This window comes from Dorea amylophila (assembly GCF_025567265.1).
Classification (GTDB): domain Bacteria; phylum Bacillota; class Clostridia; order Lachnospirales; family Lachnospiraceae; genus Dorea_A; species Dorea_A amylophila.
The window spans coordinates 117397-137562 of record NZ_JAOQJW010000002.1 but is presented as its reverse complement, the minus strand read 5'-3'; the positions used below and the strand labels follow the sequence as shown (position 1 = coordinate 137562).

The following is a 20166-nucleotide window of genomic DNA, read 5'->3' as shown; positions in this document are numbered from 1 at the left end:
CAATTACCTATTAACAGCAATTCTTTTTATTCTTCATTCAACATAATCTCTTTCATATTAAATATTTTTACCGCTTTATTTGCTTTCGAATATCTATATCTTAAAAACCATTCAAATGTTTGTTCATGTGTTGATATGAATATCTGCCTATCCTCAAACTCGTATCTTAAAAGATCCACAAGTCCTACCATATTGACATCGTCTATCGTCTGCACCGGATCATCAATTAACAAAACAGAACACGGATTATGTTTTCCATAAACCTGATTCATACAAAGCAAAAATGAAATTGCAACTGCTGAAAGTTGTCCTGAACTCATGCTATACAAAATATCCTGCCTATCTTTCATTGAATTAACAAACTGAATACTATCAACAGCTTCATTTGTAGAAATATAAATACTTTTACCGTTAAATTTTTGTTGTAAAATTTTTGCAGTATATACATGCAATAATGGTTCTATATCACTAATAATTTTCTTTTTATACTCTTTTATTCCCTGTTTCAGTGCCTCAGAATACTCCTTTAATTTCTCAACTACCTTTTCTAACTTGTCAATTCTACTTGTAAGGATTTCTATTTCCTTATTTTTCTTATTCATCTCTGCAATATAAAAATTATGTCTTATTCCATTAATATACTTTCTTTTCTCACATAATTCTTCTTTGTTGATTTCAAAAAATAATTCTAGATTTTTATCATAAAATCTCTCATAATAATACTCAAAATCCTTCTCTTTTAATTGCATTGAAATTTCTTCTGCTACAGGTCTCAATTTTTCTTTTATTCTTGTTATAAGCATATTATAGCCAGGCAAAAGAGACTCCTCGCTTTTTTCTTCATTGTCTATTTCAATTTCTATTTTTTGAAGTAACTGTTCTAAATCAAATATTTTAGCTTTATTCTTTTTTACGTTTTGTAAATCCGCATAAGTCTCATCCGAAATTGAATTTTCCAATTTTATTTGAATTTTTTCTTCTACCTTTTCTAAATATTCTTCGTATATTTTCTTCTTTATATTTTGGATTCGCGTTGTTGTTTCATCTGATATTTTGTTTAATACATTTGTCTCTTCCTTTATTTTTTCATTTAATTGCTCTCTATCAGAATAAGATGCTCCACAAAGCGGACAATTTTTTGAACTAATCAGTTCTTCTTTCATTATTACGTCTGCTTTACTTACTAACGTTTCTCTTGATTCTTTCAATGTTGATATCGCTTCTTGAACTATCCCCTGTGTCCGCTTTAACGAGTCCACTTCTCCTAATTGTATTTTTATAACATCGATTACTTCTGCTTCTAATAATTCTTCCTTTTGGAGAAAATCCCAATTCAAATTATCAAATTGTCTTTTCTGAATACAATCTATAATTGTCCTATATCTTTTTTCTTTTTCATATTTTTCTTCTATATCTTTTTCTCTTTTTAATAAATTAATAAATCTATAAGCATACTCTAGTGGATATTCTTCAAATGATATATTTTTATCTCCATTGTATTCCTTTATATAATCCTGATACGGTAAATTCCAATGATAATCTCCACATTCTTGTTTATGCTCCGAAAAATATATCAAATCATCTATCTCTTTTATTGAATTCTTATATGTTATTTCATCTATTCGAAAGTTTTCATTGTCCCAACTAACATTTTTATTTGTATATAATCTACGATAAGTTATCGAAGTATCCTCTTGACTTTCCAACATTTTCTCTTTTAATTCTGTCAGTTTCTGTTTTTCTTTCTCTTGTCTACTTTTTAGTCTTGGAATATAGGAAGTATTTTTTGACTTTTTATTACTTAAAAGATCTATTTTTTTATTTACTTTTTCCTGCTCTTTCTCCCATTCTGTTGGAACATCAAGTAAAAAATTTAACCCCTCTGCTTTGGATTTTTTTGCAGCTTTCAAAAATTGTAAATGTTCATCTTGAGACAAGAAACAACATTTATCAAATATTTCTTCTATATCATCAAATTGTATTTCGCTTAAAAACTTTTCCTGATTATATATTTTCTCTCCATCACATATAATTTCTCTATTAAAACATCCGAATATATTATGAGGATTATTTTCCTTCGAAGCTCCACGTTTCTTATTTTTCGCCGGGAAGTATGTATATTTTATTTCAATACATTTTCCATCATTATCAAATAAAATTTTTACAAATGCTTCTTTCGTTTCATCAGAAATAAGAATCTTATTATCAAATGCTTCCGTCTTTTTTACAGCTAATTCCTCATTATATTTTCCAATTCTCTTTATAGTTCCTGTGAGGCAAAATTCAATAATATCAAAAGCACTTGTTTTTCCATATCCATTAGGTCCATTAAATACAATTAAATCGGATTTTTCAATTTCATTCACTTCATGAAAATTTTTAGTAAACAACTTAAAATTTTCTGCTTCTATTTCTCGTATTCTCATTGTATTTCTTTTTCCTCCTCTTCTAAATCCAGGTTATCAATCCATTTAAATATTGCATCATCCGTACCTATATTTTCGGTTTCTTCCAAAGAGTCCATTATTTCCTGCATCTTTTCTATATCAATTTTATCTTTTTTTATTTTTTCTTCTATAAAACTTGTTGCCGTACGATATTCTTGTCCTTCTTGATTCTGACGCATATATTCTCCAATTTTTAAAAATGGAAATTTTATAAATAAATTCATCAAAAAATCAAAAAGATAACTTTCTTCTATTTCATTTTTATATTGTTCAAAATTCTCTATCGTTAAGTACTTTTTACACAATGCATTAAATTCTCCAATATATTGATTAGCATCATTATTCATTTTGTCTGTATATAAAAATACATGTTTTATAAAAAAGTTCAAATCCTCTTCAATCGAACTTATCGTTTTACTTAACCCACTTATCGTTCCTGTTTTTCCTGTTTCATAATATTCTTCTTCCGATACATTTAAACAATAAACACATACAATATTTTTATCCATATTATTGTTATAAATATCTTCATTTTGTTTTATCGTTTTAAAAATAGAACTTGTATTTTTCCATAAATCGATTAATTCCGCCTGAGTCCTTATATAAAAAATCAAATAATAACTCTTAAATCTTCCTGCAAAAAATGACATTTCATAATCTTCATATTGAAACTCAATTTTATTTTCTTTCTCAAATAATGCTTCTATAAATTCTCTCATTCTCCATCTTTCTCCATATCTTTAATTAAATTTTCTGCCTTTACAAACTCTGGTCTTTTCGGCACATAAATACTTTTCTCATCTCTATTTTCAACATTTTGACCATCTCCAATTTCATCGCTGCGGATTTTTATACAACTCTGATTCCAAATATTTTCCTCAGCTTCTAACCTCGTAGTTACAAGCTGATCCGCATCAAAAATAGATTCTATCATAACTGAATTTTTATCCATTGCCTGCTCAATTCCTAATACAGTATCCTCCGCATCCGAATTAGTGATTGCCGTTATAAATGCTGTTTTATCATAATTTCTAACCTTTAATTGTCTCTCGTCTTCTTTGCTCATAAATCTTTCCGATGGTATTTCTTTTATTATTGGAAAAACGGATTCTATTAATCCATCCTTATTGCCTAAATCAGCTATACACGCCCTGTCTTCTATTTTCTTTTCACACTCCGGTCTCAAATTGTAGCAAAACTTGACAAAATCCTCTTCATTTAAATTTTCTTTTCTATATTCCGCTTGTTGTAATTTACACCCAATATCCTGACACGTATAATCATTACTTCGTTTGCATTTTTCACAAAATTTTTCTAAAGTCTCTATATACCCTCTCTTTAAAGCTAATACATTTGCCTCCTTTTCATTATTTTCAATAACGCTATCCATTATATCTTTTATTGTACTTAATGAAATTTCTTTTACTACACCATTATTTTCTTGTAATTTTTTATGCCGTTCAAGAATTGTTTTATCTATATAATTTAATATTTTATCAGCTAAATACTTATACTGCTCTTTAGACCATCCTTCAACTGTTCCTTTATATTTTTCCACTAATCCCACTATCTCATCAAATATTTTCGTTGCATCAAAATATTTTAAGCCAGTATCATACTCATATATTGTTACTTCATTGCTAATATTAGGCACTGCAAATTTGTTTAATAAATAATCTTTCAAATTTTCCAACTCTTCTTTCAATTTGAGAATATCCTTAGAGTCATTATTCTCCATCACTTTTTTACAATATGTTATCACCGCATTATATCGCTTCTTATATTCACTTCTATCTATGCCAATAGGTTCTGTATCTATTGCTTTTAGCAACTCCTCATAAAAATGGGGATTGTATGTGAAATTTTTACATGCCTCATCAACTGCATTATAATAATTCAATATTTTCTGTTTCCAATTTTTAATATTTTCTAAATACTCTGTTTCAAAATCCTTATTTTGTATTCTTACCCTATTCGCTATATGAAGATATGCATCGGGCGCATCACCATTATCTTTTGTATAATAACCTTTTTCTAACATAAGCTGAATTAAAGGCTTCTTATACGCACCAAGTGCATTTTCTTTTTCATTTTTTACCTGATGAATAGAAATGTACTCCCGCTTTTCTTTTTCGCACTGATATACAATTGCTATATCTTCACATTTTTCCATTTCTATTGCATATTTATCTATTTCTGATATTTTGTTGCCATCCCTTAATTCAATTATTTTTTTAATTGCCAAATAAACCGCTATTCTTCCTTGATATATAAACCCGCTCCATGTTGGAATCGCATCATGTTCAAAAACATTTTCCACAGTTGTACTCCTTTTAATTATATTTAATACTTTTTTCTCACATATATAATACACATAACTTTCAATAAATTGTCATCATTTGTCGATTTTTCAAGTTTTAACATTTCTCCTTTTCACCGCATTAAAGTTTTTCCTCTTAAAAAACTGTCACCAACATAATCTTGTAAAACACTTAATTCTCTTCAGTCGATTCAAAAGTTTCCCATCTATCAGGAAGCCCTTTAAAAATTCACTATGTTCCATTCTCACTGGCTTCTAATATAAAATTCTCAACCAAAAACAGATACTTTTTCGAATATACTGTATCTAGTTTTTTATAATTTCTGTTGATCCATGATATACAATCATACATTACTCCTTTTCTCTCACACATAATTGCTACCAGCCTACCTGTCATATTTATATTTCTTATAAATTATAACAAGTATTTTATGTTCATACACTATATTTTTAATTATAATCAAAAAGCAGGCAATGAAAAGTCACAAAACCTCTTCATCCACCCGCTTTTCACCTATACTCTCACCACTACCACTTCCACAACATCTGGATATTCAACCACCCGCATACCACAAAATACTACCCGTTTTGTGACTTTCTCATGCTAGGAGACAAAATATTCCACTGCGTTATTCGGGAAAAACTCTTTAAATTCTCCATATAGCTGCGCAGCCAGAGTCTTATTATGCGCAATGACAAGCGTCGGTTTATTGATCTGCTGAATAACATTCGCCATCGTAAATGTCTTACCAGATCCGGTGACACCAAGCAGTGTCTGGCACTGATTTCCTTCTTTAAAGCCTTTGACCAGATCCTCGATTGCCTGCGGCTGGTCACCGGTCGGCTTGTATTGTGATACTAATTCAAAATGATCCATATGATTTCTCCTAAGCCGCTCTGTCTGGCGGTGATATTTTAGAAATAGTAGTTGTATTTTTAGTATTGTTACTTGTATAGTATATCATTCAGGAGAAAAAAAGTACAGAACCAAATCGAATGTTTGTTCTATGCTTTTTATTACTTTTATTTTATTATCAAAAATGCCGAACACTTTTACGCATTTCATGATATACTTAAATCAGTTTTTACACGGATACAAGGAGAAGCAGATTATGAAAAAACTCAGAATCTTATGGGGAATTTTAAAACGTACACGGGCAGATCATATTCTTTTAGGTTTTGTCCTCTTCCTTCTGGCCGATGCCGCCGTTATCCGGCTTGTCGAACCGGATATCCACCGCTATGGTGATGCGCTGTGGTATTGTTACGCCGTCATCTCTACCGCCGGATTTGGAGACATTGTTACCGTCACACTGATTGGAAAGATCTGTTCCGTCCTGCTCACGATTTACACTATTTTTGTCGTTGCGATCGTCACAGGTGTTGTCGTAAACTTCTACACACAACTGGTTGAAATGCAGCAAAAAGAAACACTTGCTATGTTCATGGATAAGCTGGAACGGCTCCCGGAGCTTTCAAAAGAGGAACTGGAACATATCTCGCAGAAAGTCCGCAAATTCCGTTAAAAAATACCCGCTGTCAATATGTATTCCTGTTTGCATCATCGAAATACATACTGATAACGGGTATTTTCACTATACTTCTTTTCCCATCTTCTTCACACATTTACTTCCCACTGCTGCTGCAATAAATATCCATATAAACATCTTCACCGGAAAACACAGGAACAAAAGCATGGTCACCGCCAGCGGCTTCTTCATGATACCGCCCAGAAGTGTCGATGTTACAATCGCCGCCGCAAATACAACATGACTGTCCCCCTGCTGTCCGAAGAACAGCATCGCAAGTCCGTATCCCAGACATACTCCCGCAAAAATAACTGGGAAAAAATGTCCTCCTTTTAATCCAAACTGGATACAGAGATTTGTCAATATGATTTTCAGAAATGCTACGCCGATCAATGCTATCGCCATATAACCGGCATACTCTTTCATAAGAACACCCATCTGCTCTTCTCCCGAAAACATCACTGCCGGTATCAACATTCCGATCACACCCAGACATAACCCCGCCAGAATTTCTTTTACGACACCCGGAATTTTTCCGGCAATGATTCCGGTTACCGTATGTGTCGTCTCATAAAAATATGCAAGTACACATCCACAGAACATATACACAAGCATCATCACATAATCGATTCTCTGTACCGCAACTGTATCAAATGACGGAAAACCGGACATTCCTCCGCCCAGCAAAGCGGAAAGTCCCGCATAGCTTCCGGTTCCGGCTGCAAGTGCAATTCCATATATGAAGATCTTGGAGCCCCGGCCCGGATCTGCCAGCTGCATATCCGGATCCTCCTCCACCTCAAAGATTCCAAATAACGGCGCATGAAATAACACACTAAGGGAAACGGCTGCACCGATCTGTGAATATTCCTTTGTATTCTGTTTTGCAAATTTCAGATTCTCTCCTGCCCAGTAACATAAGCCTACGATAATCCCGGTAAGTCCTGCCTCCGGACCTACACTGCTTCCGATCAGAAGCGGCAGCAGTGCTGCGATCATCATGACCAGCATATTTTTATATTCGTATCTTTTTTCTTTCTTTACTTTTCCCATGACGGTTTCCATATCTTCCGGATAATCCCCGTATAACTTTCGAAATATCCCGATAATGGCTCCGCCCACAGTACACACGAGCACTGTATAATACGGAATATGAATTCTTTCCGGTATCCACTCCCATATCATTTCTGTTCCTGATGCCATGATCTTCAGCAATGCCCAGACCAAAGCTCCCGCCACAGTTCCTATGACCGCACAGAATGCCCATAATTCCAATTGGTTCTTTATTTTGATCTTCTGTATATTCTTTTCCATAATCCACTCTTATCCGGTTCTTTTTATCTCTTCTGCTCCTTCTCGTCTCTTACCTGCGGGATCAGTGATGCCGCAAGTTTTCCCTTGCCACGGTGCTTCAGATATAGAATTCCGATGATCGAGAACACCACCGCTCCGATAAAATTCACCATCAGATCTTTCATCGTATCCACTATTCCGATATCCAGATATCCACCCAGATTCCATTTTTCGCCATTGATCACCACTGACTGGATGTCCACATGCACCGGGACATTTGCACCTGTCGGGTTGAGTTTCACAGAGCTGATCGATGGAAGGATCCAGTCTTTCTGCATATCCAGTCCGAAGAACCAGTCCATTGAAAATTCAAAGAACTCCCACAATACACCGACTGTCATCGAAAAACAAAATGCAAAAAATGCCACGAAATACGGAGACATCTTAATTGAGAACCGGTCACTTCTGTTAAACAGGTCGATCAGTGCAAATCCAATTGCCGCCATAAGAAAACCGTTTGTCGTATGTAAAATGGTATCCCAAACAGGAATCTTTACATAAAATGCGTTGATCTCTCCCAGTATTTCTGCCGAAAAGATAAAAATCAGAATCACCGTCTCCAGTCCTACCGGAATCGTTACTCCCAGTGTCTGATCTAATACAGCGGGTACCATGAACAAAAACAGGGTCAGAATTCCCAGAAACATATTGTGGTAATTTCCCAGGAAAAACTGTCTGACTACCGACAGTATAACGAAAACCGTCAGCGCCATCTGAATTTTTGTCCTTTTCTTTTTCAAATTCACTCCTTTTAGATTCATAACTTTTCTCCATCTCTTTTCTTAATTTTTTTCTGTATTTCTACGTTTACTGATATCATATCATATTTTTTGCTGTCAAGCCTAAAAAAAGTCCTTAAACAAGAATTTATACATCCGGCAACAGCCGGCATCACGATTCCTGCCTAAGGACTTTTTTATTTTTTAATTATCTTCAGGTTTACCCTGCAGATTTCATTTTATTCAAATGACTGTTCTGTACGGTTGATGATCTCATCCTGTAACGGTTTGCTTAAGTTACGGAAGAAGTCACTGTATCCGGCAACACGAACGATCAGGTCTCTGTAATCATCCGGATGTTTCTGTGCTTCGATCAGTGTCTGTCTGTCGATGACATTGAACTGAATGTGATGTCCGTCCATTGCAAAGTAGCTGCGGATCAGGCTTGACATATTCTCAAGACCTTTTTCTCCGGCAACAACATCAGGCGTAAACTTCTGGTTCAGAAGTGTTCCTGCTGTTGCAAGATGATCCATCTTAGAGCATGACTTGATAACAGCTGTAGGTCCGTTTGTATCAGCAGACTTCTCTGGTGAGATACCTTCCGATACAGGCACATTCGCTTTTCTTCCGTTTGCAGTTGCTCCGATCACTTCTCCGAAGTATACGTGACATGTAGTAGGAAGCATATCTACTCCGTATTTTCCGCCTCTCATGGTCGGACGTCCTGTGATCAGGTCATGATACAGGTTGAATACATCCTGCATAACAGAATCTGCATAATCATCATCGTTACCATACTTCGGTGTCTTGTCATGTACCATACGGAAGATTGCATCATAACCTTCGAAGTTATGATCCATAGCTTCAAGCAGCTCTTCCATTGTGAAATTCTTCTTATCGAATACATTATACTTAACAGATGTGATACAGTCGGTAACTGTTCCGATACCTACACCCTGGATATAGTTTGTATTGTATCTTGCTCCACCTGCATTGTAATCTTTTGCATTGCTGATGCAGTCATTTGTTACCACTGACAGACAAGGTGCCGGCATATTCTCTGCATATAATTTCTCGATCACATTGTTTCCGCGAATCTTAATATCAATAAAATGTTTCAGCTGTTTCTGGAATGCATCCCATAATTCATCATAAGACTTGAAATCTTTTGCTTCACCGGTCTTAAGGCCGAGCTGTTTTCCGGATTCCTTGTCAAATCCATTATAAAGTGTCAGCTGGAATACTTTTGGAATATTCAGGTATCCTGTCAGGATGTATGCTTCACTTCCCCATGCTCCTGTCTCAACACATCCTGAAGATCCGCCGCGACGTGCATCTTCCAGTGATTTTCCTGCATTGATAAGCTCCATGGTCTGTGCTTCTGTATTGTAGAACGCAGGCTGTCCCCATCCCTTTCTTGAGATCTCGCATGCTCTCTTCAGGAAACGTGCAGGGGTCTTCTTACTGATCGTTACGTTAGAGTTTGGCTGAACCAGCTTCATCTCGTCCATACAGTCAAGGATCAGGTAGCTGACTGCATTGACACCATCACGTCCGTCCGGTGTAACTCCACCTGTATTGATATTTGCAAAGTCTGTGTATGTAGCACTTTCTTTTAATGTGATACCTACTTTAACCGGTGCAGGCTGATTGTAGAATTTTACCCATAAGCACTCTAACAGTTCTTTGGCTCTCTCATCATCCAGAATTCCTGCTTCTGTATCTGCTTCATAATATTTGATCAGATGCTGGTCAAGACGTCCCGGGCTGAATGCATCCCATGGGTTCAGTTCTGTTGTAACTGCCAGATGTGTAAACCAGTATAACTGGATTGCCTGCCAGTATGTCTGTGGTGCATGTGCAGGTACAACCTCCAGATTGGCTGCGATCTGTTTTAATTCTTCTTTACGTACCGGATCAGCCTCTTTTTCTGCCATCTCCAATGCTAAGTCATGATATCTCTCACCAAGAATGATCACTGCATCACAGGAAATATCCATGGCCTTTAACTCTTCCATTTTATCCAGTGCATCCGGATCATTCATAAAATCAAGAGCATCCATTGTCTTTTTGATCTTCTCTTTATAGTCCAGATATCCTGTTGTAAATACCTGTTCTCCACCACATGTATGTCCAGGTCCTCTCTGCTCCATAAACTCTGTGAACATACCTGCTGCATAACAGTCGTTCCATTCCGAAGTCATGGAAGCCAGAAGTCTCTCTCTCATAGTTCTTCCCTTCCAGAACGGAATAATCTCTTCTGCCTGGAGTTTTCTGTCTTCTTCTGTTGTGTGGAAGGATACCAGATCACGCTCACTCATAACTGTCATATCCTCAACGCTGTGACAGCAAAGTTCCGGGAATGTCGGAGATGCCTGTGGATCTTTTCCCTTCTCTCCTACGATCAGCTCACCGTCTCCAAGGTAAAGTGTCTTCTTTGAAAAATACTCTTTTAACACCATAGCTCTCATAACCGGGATAGAATATTTTCCGTCATTTTCTCTGTAAAAATCTGTTTCGATCTTTGCTCTTTCCAGATCGATGTGTACCGGTGTTGTAACACTCAGTTCTCTTAACTTCTGGATTCTTTCGTTCATGCCTCTTTTTTCAGCCATTGTTTTAACCTCCTATCTTTGTGTTAGAAAAACCTGCTTCCTGGAAGAGTTTCACAAACCCCTCCATCTCTTCTTTTGTCGGTGCATTCAAGTCATTACCTTTATATTCCATATCCAGCTTCGGATATTTACTGCTTCCCGTATTATGATATGGCAGCAAATTAACCTGTGCCGGGTGAATACCGTGTTCTTTCAGGAAACGGATCGTCTCTTTCATATTCTCTTCGTTTCCATTTACTTCCTTAACAGTAGGGATGCGGATGTATATCCTTGCTCCTGCATCTGAAAGTTTTACAAGATTATCTAAGATCAGTTTATTGTCTACTCCGATATATTGCTTATGTAATTCCGGATCCATTACCTTTACATCATATAAAAATGTATCGACATATGGAAGGATTGCTTCGAACTTCTCATACGGAACATATCCGCATGTATCAATTGTAAGCGATACTTCTTCTTTCTTCAAGGCTTTTGCGATCGCAAGTACATAATCTGTAGACATAGCCATCACTTCACCACCGGAAAGTGTAACTCCACCGCCGGACTGTTCATAGAACATCAGATCTTTCATCAGTTCCTTTACAAGTGTTTTTACCGGATATTCCTGGCCAACGATCTCCCGGATTCCCTGTGTACAGAAATTCTCACATTTTCCGCAGAGCTTACAAAGTTTTTTATCCAGCTTCGGTCTTCCGTCTTCCATGGTGACCGCGCCGTTCGGACAGACTTTTGCGCATACGCCGCAACCGGTACATTTCTCCGCATCATACTGAATTTCCTGCTCGAAGCGCTGTGTCTCAGGATTATGACACCACACACACTTTAACGGACATCCCTTAAAAAATACAGTCGTACGGATTCCGTCCCCGTCATGAATAGAATACTTCTGGATATTGGTTATCAGATCCATGATATTCTCCTTTCCTCTTATTATACTTGTTATTTTCACATTTTTTACCCGTTTTAGACCAACGTTTGTACTTTAGTCTAATCATAACAAAAAAGATAAAGTTTGTCAATCCTTTGACAAACTTTATCTCATTAATTACCATCTGAAATGGATTCTGTCTATTCTTCATTCTCCTGAGTATTCAGATAATTTCTTTCCACCAGCTCCCATATCTCATCACGTCCCTGTTTCGTCACTGATGAGAACGGGATGACAATTGTTCCCGGTAACACTCCCAGACCTTCTTTTACAATCTTGATCTGTTTGTCTTTCTGGCTGCGTTTGATCTTATCGAGTTTTGTTGCAATGATCACCGGATGGAATCCCTGTGACACGATCCACTCATACATCATCTTGTCGTTACCGGATGGTTTATGACGGATATCGATCAGAAGGAATACTACTTTCAACTGCTTCGACCCGTGCAGATAACGTTCGATCAGCTGTCCCCATTTGATCTTCTCCTGTTCGGATACCTTCGCATATCCGTAACCCGGCAGGTCGACCAGATATAATGCCTCATTAATATTATAGAAGTTGATTGTCTGTGTCTTTCCCGGTGTTGCAGATATTCTTGCGTATGATTTGCGGTTCATAAGCGCATTGATCAGGGATGACTTTCCTACGTTGGATTTTCCTGCAAATGCAATCTCCGGAAGTGTATTCTCCGGAAGTTTGCTGGTGATTCCACATACGGTTTCCAGATTAATATTTCTGATTATCATATATTTCTCCTTTGATCCATCTCCTGACCCGTGCCAGAAGATCTGACTATACAAGTGCTTCTTTCAGCACCTCATTCATGTGTGTTACAAATTTAATTTCCAGTCCCTTTGTAATCTCTGTTGAAATTTCCTCAACATCTCTTTCATTTTTTGCCGGGACAAGTACGGTCTTCATTCCTGCATTTTTTGCAGCCAGAAGCTTTTCTTTCAGCCCTCCGATCGGGAGTACACGTCCGCGCAGTGTAATCTCTCCTGTCATAGCGAGGTCTGCCCGTACTTTTCTTCCTGTCACCGCAGACATGATTGCAGTTGCCATTGTAATACCGGCAGATGGTCCGTCTTTTGGAACGGCTCCCTCCGGAATATGGATATGTATATCATGTTTCTTAAAGAAATCATCTGTAATATCATGCTCTTTGCTTACGGAACGGATATAACTGATACCGGTTCTCGCGGACTCTTTCATGACATCGCCAAGCTGTCCGGTCAGCAGGATTTCTCCTTCTCCCGGCATCATATTCACTTCGATCTGGAGTGTATCACCGCCGACACTGGTCCATGCGAGTCCACGCACAATACCAACTTCATCTTCTTCATTTGCCATCTGATAACTGTAAAGTTCCTTACCCAGATAGTGTTCCATATTCCGCTCTGTCACATGAATGGATTTCTTCTTTTTCTCAAGGATCTCCATTGCTGATTTACGGCAGATATCACCGATCTTACGTTCCAACTGTCTGACCCCTGCTTCTTTTGTGTAATTTCTTGCCATCTTCCAGATCGCATTTTTACTGATGGTCAGCTGATCTGCTTTCAGTCCATGCTTTTCGATCTGCTTTGGAATCAGATGTTCCTGCGCAATATGCAGTTTTTCATTTTCTGTATAACTGGTAACCTCAATGACTTCCATACGGTCAAGAAGCGGCCTTGGAATGGTCTGCAGGCTGTTTGCCGTTGTGATAAATAACACTTCCGACAGATCCATCGGCACTTCCAGATAATGGTCTACGAACTTATTATTCTGTTCGCCATCCAGAACCTCCAGAAGTGCTGAGAATGTATCTCCTTTATAGTCATTGCTGACTTTATCTATCTCATCCAGCAGCATCAGTGGATTCTTGACTCCTGCCTGTTTCATTCCATTTGCGATTCTTCCCGGCATTGCTCCTACATAAGTCTTTCTGTGCCCCCGGATTTCCGCTTCGTCACGGACACCTCCAAGCGAAATTCTCACATACGGCTTCTTCAACGCCCTGGAAAGAGATTTCGCAATCGAAGTTTTACCGGTTCCCGGAGGACCCACAAGACAGATGATCGGTGCTTCGCCTTTTTTCGTAAGCGCCCGTACTGCAAGATATTCAAGTACTCGTTCTTTTACTTTCTCCAGACCGTAATGATCTTCATCCAGTACCTGTCTTGCAAATGCAATATCTTTATGCTCTTTGCAAGTTTTATCCCATGGCATTTCAAGCATTGTTTCGATATAGGTCCGGATAACGCCTGTTTCCGCCGGGGAATTCATGGAATTGCGGAATCTTTTGATTTCTTTGTTCAGCTTTTCTTTTACTTCTTTCGAAGCTTTCAATGCATCTGCCGCCTGCTGGAATTCATCCGCATCCGACATGGTATTGTCATCACCAAGTTCCTCACGGATTACTTTCAGTTCTTCCCGTAGGATGTATTCCCTCTGGTTCTTGTCCACACGTTCTTTCACCTTACTTTGGATCTCTTCTTTTACTTTCTGTGCCTGGATCTCATTCACGATCTTATATACCAGAAGTTCATACCGTCTCATAACGTTCGTCTCTTCCAGCAGTTCCTGCGCATCTTCGAATGAAAACGGCATATTTGCAGCAATCACATCTGTCAGGTATTTCAGATCATGAATGGATTCCACCTGCATGCCAAGTTCTTTTGAAAGCTTTGGATTCTTTAACAGATATTCTTTGAAGACATCCTGTAATCCACGGATCATTGCTTCTCGGTTCATTGGATCGTCTTCTTCCCGCTCTCCGGATACTACTTCATCATCCGGCAGTTCTACTACCGTTGCCTGGAGATATGGTGTCTCACTATCCATTCTTACAAGACTTGCTCTTACTTCTCCGGATACAAGTACACGGCTCATTTTTTTTGGTAATTTTACTACCTGCCTTATGGTAACAACACAGCCAACCAGATAGACATCTTCTGCTCCCGGCTCTTCTATTTCCAGATTCTTCTGAGCGCTGACGAATAACTTCTGGCCGTTTTTTACCGCCTCTTCAATCGCCTGCAGTGATTTTTCCCTGCTTACATCAAAATGTCTGACCTCTTCCGGCAGTATCGTAAGTCCTCTTAAGGCAACCATAGGCAGACTATAGGTTTCTCCTGTCATATATTCACACTCCTGTTCACCGACTGGATTATCTTGGTATAAAATCAGCGGGTACAATTATTCTTCGCACCCGCCGTCTTTCTTTTCATTTATTATGCACTTTCTGAGTCAGGTTCTGCATGTTCACATACAGGCTCTCCTGTTCCTTTTACAACATCTTCTGTGATGTGGCATGATTTTAATGTCTCATCCGATGGTGCTTTATACATGATATCCATCATGATACTTTCCATAATCGCTCTCAGTCCTCTTGCTCCCGTCTTTCTCTTCAGGGAAGTCTCTGCGATTGCTTCCAGTGCTTTATCATCAAATGTAAGCTCTACATCGTCCAGTTCCAACAGCTTCTGATACTGTTTAGTCAATGCATTCTTCGGCTCTGTAAGAATCTTCATTAATGCATCTTTATCCAGCATTTCCAATGCTACTGTTACCGGTACACGGCCTACGATTTCCGGAATCAGACCAAATTTCACAAGATCCTGCGGCAGAATCTGCTGAAGCAGTCTGTCCACATCATCTTCATGCTTTTCTGCAATCTCTGCATTGAATCCGATTGATTTCTGATCGATACGTTTTTCAACGATTTTTTCGATTCCTTCAAAGGCTCCTCCACAGATGAATAAAATATTCGTGGTATCGATCTGGATCATCTCCTGATGCGGATGCTTTCTTCCTCCCTGTGGAGGTACATTGGCAACTGTTCCTTCAATAATCTTCAAAAGCGCCTGCTGTACACCCTCACCCGATACATCTCTGGTAATCGATGGATTCTCTGATTTTCTTGTAATCTTATCAATCTCATCAATATATATAATTCCATACTCTGCACGTTCAATATCTCCGTCTGCCGCCTGAATGATCTTCAGAAGAATGTTTTCTACATCTTCACCGACATATCCGGCCTCTGTCAATGCTGTTGCATCAGCAATCGCAAACGGTACTCCCAGAATCTTTGCCAGTGTCTGAGCCAGAAGCGTCTTACCACATCCTGTCGGTCCGAGCATGAGAATATTACTTTTACCAAGATCTACTTCCATATTTCTTCCCGCCATTACACGTTTATAATGATTATAAACAGCTACCGATAATACTTTTTTCGCTTCTTCCTGACCAATGACATATTCATCCAGAAATGCTTTGATCTCTTCCGGTTTTAAAAGATTGATATCCGAGAACGGATTCCATTCTCTTCCGTTCTCGTATTCAAATTCTTCTTCTATAATCTCTGCGCAGACATCCACACACTCATCACAGATATATGCCCCATTCGGACCTGCAATCAGCTTTCTCACCTGATTCTGCGTCTTGTTACAGAACGAGCATCTTACCTGATCATCGTTCTTTCCTGCCATACTTTTCACCTCGTCTGAGGACTGCCCTAGCGGTTCTTGATGACTTCGTCAATCAGACCATACGCTTTGGCTTCTTCCGCAGTCATAAAGTTATCTCTTTCTGTATCTGCGTTGATGACCTCTAACGGCTGTCCTGTATTTTCTGCCAGAATCTGATTCAGTTTCTGACGAGTTTTTAAGATGTGATCTGCTGCGATCTGAATCTCTGTTGCCTGTCCCTGAGCTCCGCCAAGCGGCTGATGGATCATGATCTCAGAGTTTGGGAGTGCAAGTCTCTTGCCCTTTGTTCCTCCTGTAAGAAGGAATGAACCCATACTTGCAGCCATACCAATACAGATTGTCTCAATATCGCATTTGATATACTGCATGGTATCATAAATTGCCATTCCGGCTGTTACAGAGCCTCCCGGACTGTTGATGTACAGATGGATATCTTTCTCCGGATCTTCTGCTTCAAGAAACAGAAGCTGTGCAACGATCACACTTGCAGATACATCTGTTACTTCTTCGCCCAAAAATATAATTCTGTCTTTTAATAATCTTGAATAGATGTCGTAAGAACGTTCTCCACGGCTTGTCTGTTCAATGACATAAGGTACTAAACTCATGTATATGCCTCCTGACTATACTATGTTATGATCTGACGTTCTTATTTTTCTACTGCATTCTCAACAAGGAATGTAACAGCTTCCTGAACTGCCAGATCTTCCTTCATCTGTTTCTTCTCGTTCTCACCCATGAATTCTTTCAGTTTCTCAACTTCCATGTTGTAAGATTCAGCCATCTTGGCAAGTTCTTCATCGATCTTCTCATCTGTGATTTCGATATTTTCAGCTTTTGCTACCGCCTCAAGTACAAGACGTGTCTCAATTCTCTTGATTGCCTGTGGTCTCATATCTTCCATCATCTTCTCTGCGGTCAGTCCTGTGAACTGGAAGTACTGCTCAAGAGTGATTCCCTGAGACTGGATTCTCTGTGCAAAATCCTCTACCATCTGAGTTGTCTGTGTCTCGATCATTGGCTGTGGAATCTCGTATTCTGCATTCTTAACAGCCTGCTCTACAGCCTGATCTTCCTGATTTCTCTTTCCGTCTGCTGCTTTCTGCTCTTTGATCTTTGCTTTTACGTCTGCTTTGTATTCTTCTAATGTATCGAATTCAGATACTTCTGCTGCGAACTCATCATCAATTTCCGGCAGTTCTTTTGCTTTGATCTCATGAACTGTGCATTTGAATACAGCTTCTTTTCCTTTTAATTCTTCTGCATGATAATCTTCCGGGAAAGTAACTTTTACTTCAACTTCTTTCTCAGCTTCAGCGCCTACTAACTGCTCTTCAAATCCAGGAATGAACGATCCTGATCCGATAGTCAGTGGATAGTTCTCTCCCTTTCCGCCTTCAAATGCTTCACCATCAACAAATCCTTCAAAGTCGAGAATTACTTCATCACCGTCTGCTACCGCACGGTCTGTAACTACAACTTCTCTTGCATTTTTCTCTGCTTCTTCCTGGATCTTAGCGTCTACTTCTTTCTGAGTTACGCGTGTAGATACTTTATCTACTTCCAGTCCTTTATACTCACCAAGTTTTACTTCCGGCTTTGTTGCAACATCTGCTGTAAAGATGAATGATTTTCCTTTTTCAATCTGAACAACATTGATCTCCGGTCTTGAAACAATCTCAAGTTCACACTCTTCATATGCTTCAGAATATGCCTTAGGGATCAGTGCATTTGCTGCATCATCGTAGAAGATCTCCGGTCCATACATTTTCTCGATCATCTGACGTGGTACTTTTCCTTTACGGAATCCCGGCATAGCGATCTTGTTCTTCTGCTTCATATATGCACTCTGAAGCGCTTTTTCTAAATCATCGGCCGGAACTTCGATAGTAAGTTTCGCCATGTTGTTTTCTAACTTTTCTACCTGTAAACTCATTTACTATTTCCTCCTGTTTCTAACCCGCCTCATGGGTAGCGGAAAAAAAGCGGGTATACTACAATACATTCACCACAGAAGTATAACACAAACTCTGGTAAATATCTAGTCCCCGTTTTTGCTTAAATCCGGTGTTTTTCCGCTTTTTTCTTCTATTTTTATTAAATTTTATGAAAAACTATTAAAAGACTATGGAATCTGCGATTTCCTTCGCTTTTTCTTCGCCATCCAGAATCTCGATCAATTTCAGTCCAAAATCAATTGCAGTGCCAACGCCCTGGCTGGTGATAATATTCTCGTCTACTACAACCGCTGTCTCTGTCAGCACGACATCTTCCATCTCATCTTCCACGCCCGGATAACAGGTTGCCCTCCTGCCTTCCAGTACCCCCAGGCTCTTTAATATGGTAGGTGCCGCACAGATCGCTCCCACATATCTTCCTTCTTTTGCATACTGTTTTACCACATATCTGACTCCGTCATGGTTTTTCAGGTTCAGGGTTCCCGGCATTCCGCCTGGAAGCACAACCATATCAAATTCATCAAAATCTACTTCATCAAATAAATCTTCTGTCTGCACATTGATTCCATGTGCTCCATGTACGATGTAATCATCCATGATGGATATTGTATCTACATATATCTTTGCTCTTCTTAACAGATCAACAACAGTCAGACCTTCAATCTCTTCAAATCCGTCTGCCAATAATACGCATACTTTTTTCATCTTCATTATCCTCCTCATCTCTTATTTATTCTAAATTCTATCACCGTTTACTTTTTCTGTAAACTGTTGTATCATAATTTCACCGCAAATGAAAGGAGACCTTATAATATGGAAATAGAACGAAAATATCTTGTTGCAAAGCTGCCGGATCAGCTGGAAACTTACCCATGCCGCCTTCTCGAGCAGGGGTATCTGAACACCAATCCTGTTGTACGTATCCGTCGTGATAATGAAAAGTACGAACTCACTTACAAGTCTGCCGGACTGATGTCCCGTCAGGAATATAACCTTCCTCTTGACCGGGAATCCTATCATCATCTTCTTGGCAAGATTGATGGACGCCTGATCAAAAAGAAACGGTATATGATCCCGCTTTCTTCCGGCCTCACCGCAGAGCTTGATATCTTTGAAGGAGACCTTGCGCCTCTTATGCTTGTAGAAGTAGAATTTCAAACCGAAGACGATGCAGATTCTTTCACCGCTCCCGGCTGGTTCGGCGAAGATGTCACTTTTTCCGGAAAATATCATAACAGCTATCTGAGCCGTTTATAAATTGATATTTATCTTTGCGCCACGTTTCGTTGCTTTTTCGTGTTTTGTCACGTCTTGTTGCATATCATATCTATTTTATGGTCAGATTGTTATACTAACAGCAATATGTAACTTGTGGAGGTTTAACATGGCAAATCTGCAACTGGCCAAAAACTTATTCTATCTCAGAACCATATCTGGTCTAAAGCAGGATGATATTGCTGATATCTTCAATATCAGCCGTCAGGCCTGCAGCAATTATGAAACCAGTACACGTACGCCGGATCTTGGTTATCTGGCTTCTTTTGCTGCACATTTTCACGTTACTATGGATCAGCTTATCCTCTGTGATCTCGAAGCCGAACATTTTATTCCCGGATCAGAATATCCTTCCGGCATGCGCGAGACGGTTACTCCTTATATGCAGGGAATCGAAAAAAATACCGGTAACTACATCTATCTCACCGAAGAAGAAGTGGATCTTGTATTCGCATTCCGTTCTTCTTCCGATGAGAAGCGTAAACTCGCTACCGGTTTTCTTCACTCAGATAAATAATTGTCTTTCCTTTTTTCCCGACTT

General features: G+C 38.7%; 16 protein-coding genes and 1 pseudogene. 3 read left to right on the top strand and 14 right to left on the bottom strand.

Annotated features, from left to right (window positions below; all coding sequences use genetic code 11):
• Nucleotides 1–26 precede the first annotated feature (26 nt).
• The 4 genes and pseudogenes from OCV72_RS01760 to OCV72_RS01745 form a co-directional block, all read right to left on the bottom strand.
• Nucleotides 27–2426, bottom strand: coding sequence for an AAA family ATPase (locus tag OCV72_RS01760; protein WP_005341714.1), 2400 nt, complete (start codon nucleotides 2424–2426; stop codon nucleotides 27–29).
• Nucleotides 2423–3166: an ABC-three component system middle component 1 gene (locus tag OCV72_RS01755; protein WP_005341713.1), complete on the bottom strand. Its 744-nt coding sequence runs from the start codon at nucleotides 3164–3166 to the stop codon at nucleotides 2423–2425. The genes OCV72_RS01760 and OCV72_RS01755 overlap by 4 nt, the downstream gene beginning before the upstream one ends.
• Nucleotides 3163–4767: an ABC-three component system protein gene (locus OCV72_RS01750; RefSeq protein ID WP_055281463.1), complete on the bottom strand. Its 1605-nt coding sequence runs from the start codon at nucleotides 4765–4767 to the stop codon at nucleotides 3163–3165. Before OCV72_RS01750 ends, OCV72_RS01755 begins: the two co-directional genes overlap by 4 nt.
• 607 nt (nucleotides 4768–5374) lie before the next feature.
• Nucleotides 5375–5644, bottom strand: a pseudogene (locus OCV72_RS01745) (DEAD/DEAH box helicase family protein); the annotation flags it as partial.
• A gap of 235 nt (nucleotides 5645–5879) precedes the next feature.
• Here OCV72_RS01745 and OCV72_RS01740 point away from each other — a divergent pair.
• A complete protein-coding gene (locus OCV72_RS01740) occupies nucleotides 5880–6293 on the top strand; it encodes a potassium channel family protein (RefSeq protein ID WP_055281460.1) in 414 nt (137 codons plus the stop codon).
• 69 nt (nucleotides 6294–6362) lie between these two features.
• On the opposite strand, the gene OCV72_RS01735 is transcribed toward OCV72_RS01740, so the two are convergent.
• From OCV72_RS01735 to OCV72_RS01690, 10 genes are all read right to left on the bottom strand, one after another.
• Nucleotides 6363–7610 carry a chloride channel protein gene (locus tag OCV72_RS01735; RefSeq protein WP_055281458.1) on the bottom strand — a complete coding sequence of 416 codons (1248 nt, stop codon included), beginning with the start codon at nucleotides 7608–7610 and terminating at the stop codon, nucleotides 6363–6365.
• A gap of 23 nt (nucleotides 7611–7633) precedes the next feature.
• On the bottom strand, nucleotides 7634–8410 hold the full coding sequence (locus OCV72_RS01730; protein ID WP_055281456.1) for a DUF2238 domain-containing protein: 777 nt from the start codon (nucleotides 8408–8410) through the stop codon (nucleotides 7634–7636).
• 197 nt (nucleotides 8411–8607) lie between these two features.
• Nucleotides 8608–10986: a trans-4-hydroxy-L-proline dehydratase gene (gene hypD, locus OCV72_RS01725; protein WP_055281454.1), complete on the bottom strand. Its 2379-nt coding sequence runs from the start codon at nucleotides 10984–10986 to the stop codon at nucleotides 8608–8610.
• A gap of 4 nt (nucleotides 10987–10990) precedes the next feature.
• Nucleotides 10991–11899, bottom strand: a complete 909-nt coding sequence (locus OCV72_RS01720; RefSeq protein ID WP_055281453.1) for a trans-4-hydroxy-L-proline dehydratase activase — start codon at nucleotides 11897–11899, stop codon at nucleotides 10991–10993.
• A gap of 158 nt (nucleotides 11900–12057) precedes the next feature.
• Nucleotides 12058–12663 carry a ribosome biogenesis GTP-binding protein YihA/YsxC gene (gene yihA, locus OCV72_RS01715; protein ID WP_055281448.1) on the bottom strand — a complete coding sequence of 202 codons (606 nt, stop codon included), beginning with the start codon at nucleotides 12661–12663 and terminating at the stop codon, nucleotides 12058–12060.
• 46 nt (nucleotides 12664–12709) lie between these two features.
• On the bottom strand, nucleotides 12710–15040 hold the full coding sequence (gene lon / locus OCV72_RS01710; protein WP_055281446.1) for an endopeptidase La: 2331 nt from the start codon (nucleotides 15038–15040) through the stop codon (nucleotides 12710–12712).
• Nucleotides 15041–15132: 92 nt separating this feature from the next.
• Complete coding sequence (clpX, locus tag OCV72_RS01705) at nucleotides 15133–16392, bottom strand: ATP-dependent Clp protease ATP-binding subunit ClpX (protein ID WP_055281444.1); 1260 nt, start codon at nucleotides 16390–16392, stop codon at nucleotides 15133–15135.
• Between the two features lie 26 nt (nucleotides 16393–16418).
• Nucleotides 16419–17000, bottom strand: a complete 582-nt coding sequence (gene clpP, locus OCV72_RS01700; RefSeq protein WP_028088268.1) for an ATP-dependent Clp endopeptidase proteolytic subunit ClpP — start codon at nucleotides 16998–17000, stop codon at nucleotides 16419–16421.
• Nucleotides 17001–17041: 41 nt separating this feature from the next.
• Nucleotides 17042–18328, bottom strand: coding sequence for a trigger factor (tig, locus tag OCV72_RS01695; protein WP_055281442.1), 1287 nt, complete (start codon nucleotides 18326–18328; stop codon nucleotides 17042–17044).
• A gap of 181 nt (nucleotides 18329–18509) precedes the next feature.
• Nucleotides 18510–19055, bottom strand: coding sequence for a DJ-1 family glyoxalase III (locus OCV72_RS01690; RefSeq protein ID WP_171029332.1), 546 nt, complete (start codon nucleotides 19053–19055; stop codon nucleotides 18510–18512).
• A gap of 108 nt (nucleotides 19056–19163) precedes the next feature.
• Here OCV72_RS01690 and OCV72_RS01685 point away from each other — a divergent pair, with 108 nt between their 5' ends.
• Nucleotides 19164–19607 (top strand): CYTH domain-containing protein, encoded by a 444-nt coding sequence (locus tag OCV72_RS01685; RefSeq protein ID WP_055281438.1) that lies wholly within the window; start codon nucleotides 19164–19166, stop codon nucleotides 19605–19607.
• Nucleotides 19608–19734: 127 nt separating this feature from the next.
• Nucleotides 19735–20142, top strand: a complete 408-nt coding sequence (locus tag OCV72_RS01680; RefSeq protein ID WP_055281436.1) for a helix-turn-helix domain-containing protein — start codon at nucleotides 19735–19737, stop codon at nucleotides 20140–20142.
• The last annotated feature ends 24 nt before the right edge of the window (nucleotides 20143–20166 follow it).

Coding starts and splice junctions, on each gene's coding strand:
- OCV72_RS01760 (WP_005341714.1), bottom strand. CDS start 2,426: ATGAGAATACGAGAAATAGAAGCAGAAAATTTTAAGTTGTTTACTAAA.
- OCV72_RS01685 (WP_055281438.1), top strand. CDS start 19,164: ATGGAAATAGAACGAAAATATCTTGTTGCAAAGCTGCCGGATCAGCTG.
- OCV72_RS01730 (WP_055281456.1), bottom strand. CDS start 8,410: ATGAATCTAAAAGGAGTGAATTTGAAAAAGAAAAGGACAAAAATTCAG.
- OCV72_RS01735 (WP_055281458.1), bottom strand. CDS start 7,610: ATGGAAAAGAATATACAGAAGATCAAAATAAAGAACCAATTGGAATTA.
- lon (WP_055281446.1), bottom strand. CDS start 15,040: ATGACAGGAGAAACCTATAGTCTGCCTATGGTTGCCTTAAGAGGACTT.
- OCV72_RS01740 (WP_055281460.1), top strand. CDS start 5,880: ATGAAAAAACTCAGAATCTTATGGGGAATTTTAAAACGTACACGGGCA.
- clpP (WP_028088268.1), bottom strand. CDS start 17,000: ATGAGTTTAGTACCTTATGTCATTGAACAGACAAGCCGTGGAGAACGT.
- clpX (WP_055281444.1), bottom strand. CDS start 16,392: ATGGCAGGAAAGAACGATGATCAGGTAAGATGCTCGTTCTGTAACAAG.
- OCV72_RS01720 (WP_055281453.1), bottom strand. CDS start 11,899: ATGGATCTGATAACCAATATCCAGAAGTATTCTATTCATGACGGGGAC.
- OCV72_RS01690 (WP_171029332.1), bottom strand. CDS start 19,055: ATGAAAAAAGTATGCGTATTATTGGCAGACGGATTTGAAGAGATTGAA.
- OCV72_RS01680 (WP_055281436.1), top strand. CDS start 19,735: ATGGCAAATCTGCAACTGGCCAAAAACTTATTCTATCTCAGAACCATA.
- tig (WP_055281442.1), bottom strand. CDS start 18,328: ATGAGTTTACAGGTAGAAAAGTTAGAAAACAACATGGCGAAACTTACT.
- yihA (WP_055281448.1), bottom strand. CDS start 12,663: ATGATAATCAGAAATATTAATCTGGAAACCGTATGTGGAATCACCAGC.
- OCV72_RS01755 (WP_005341713.1), bottom strand. CDS start 3,166: ATGAGAGAATTTATAGAAGCATTATTTGAGAAAGAAAATAAAATTGAG.
- hypD (WP_055281454.1), bottom strand. CDS start 10,986: ATGGCTGAAAAAAGAGGCATGAACGAAAGAATCCAGAAGTTAAGAGAA.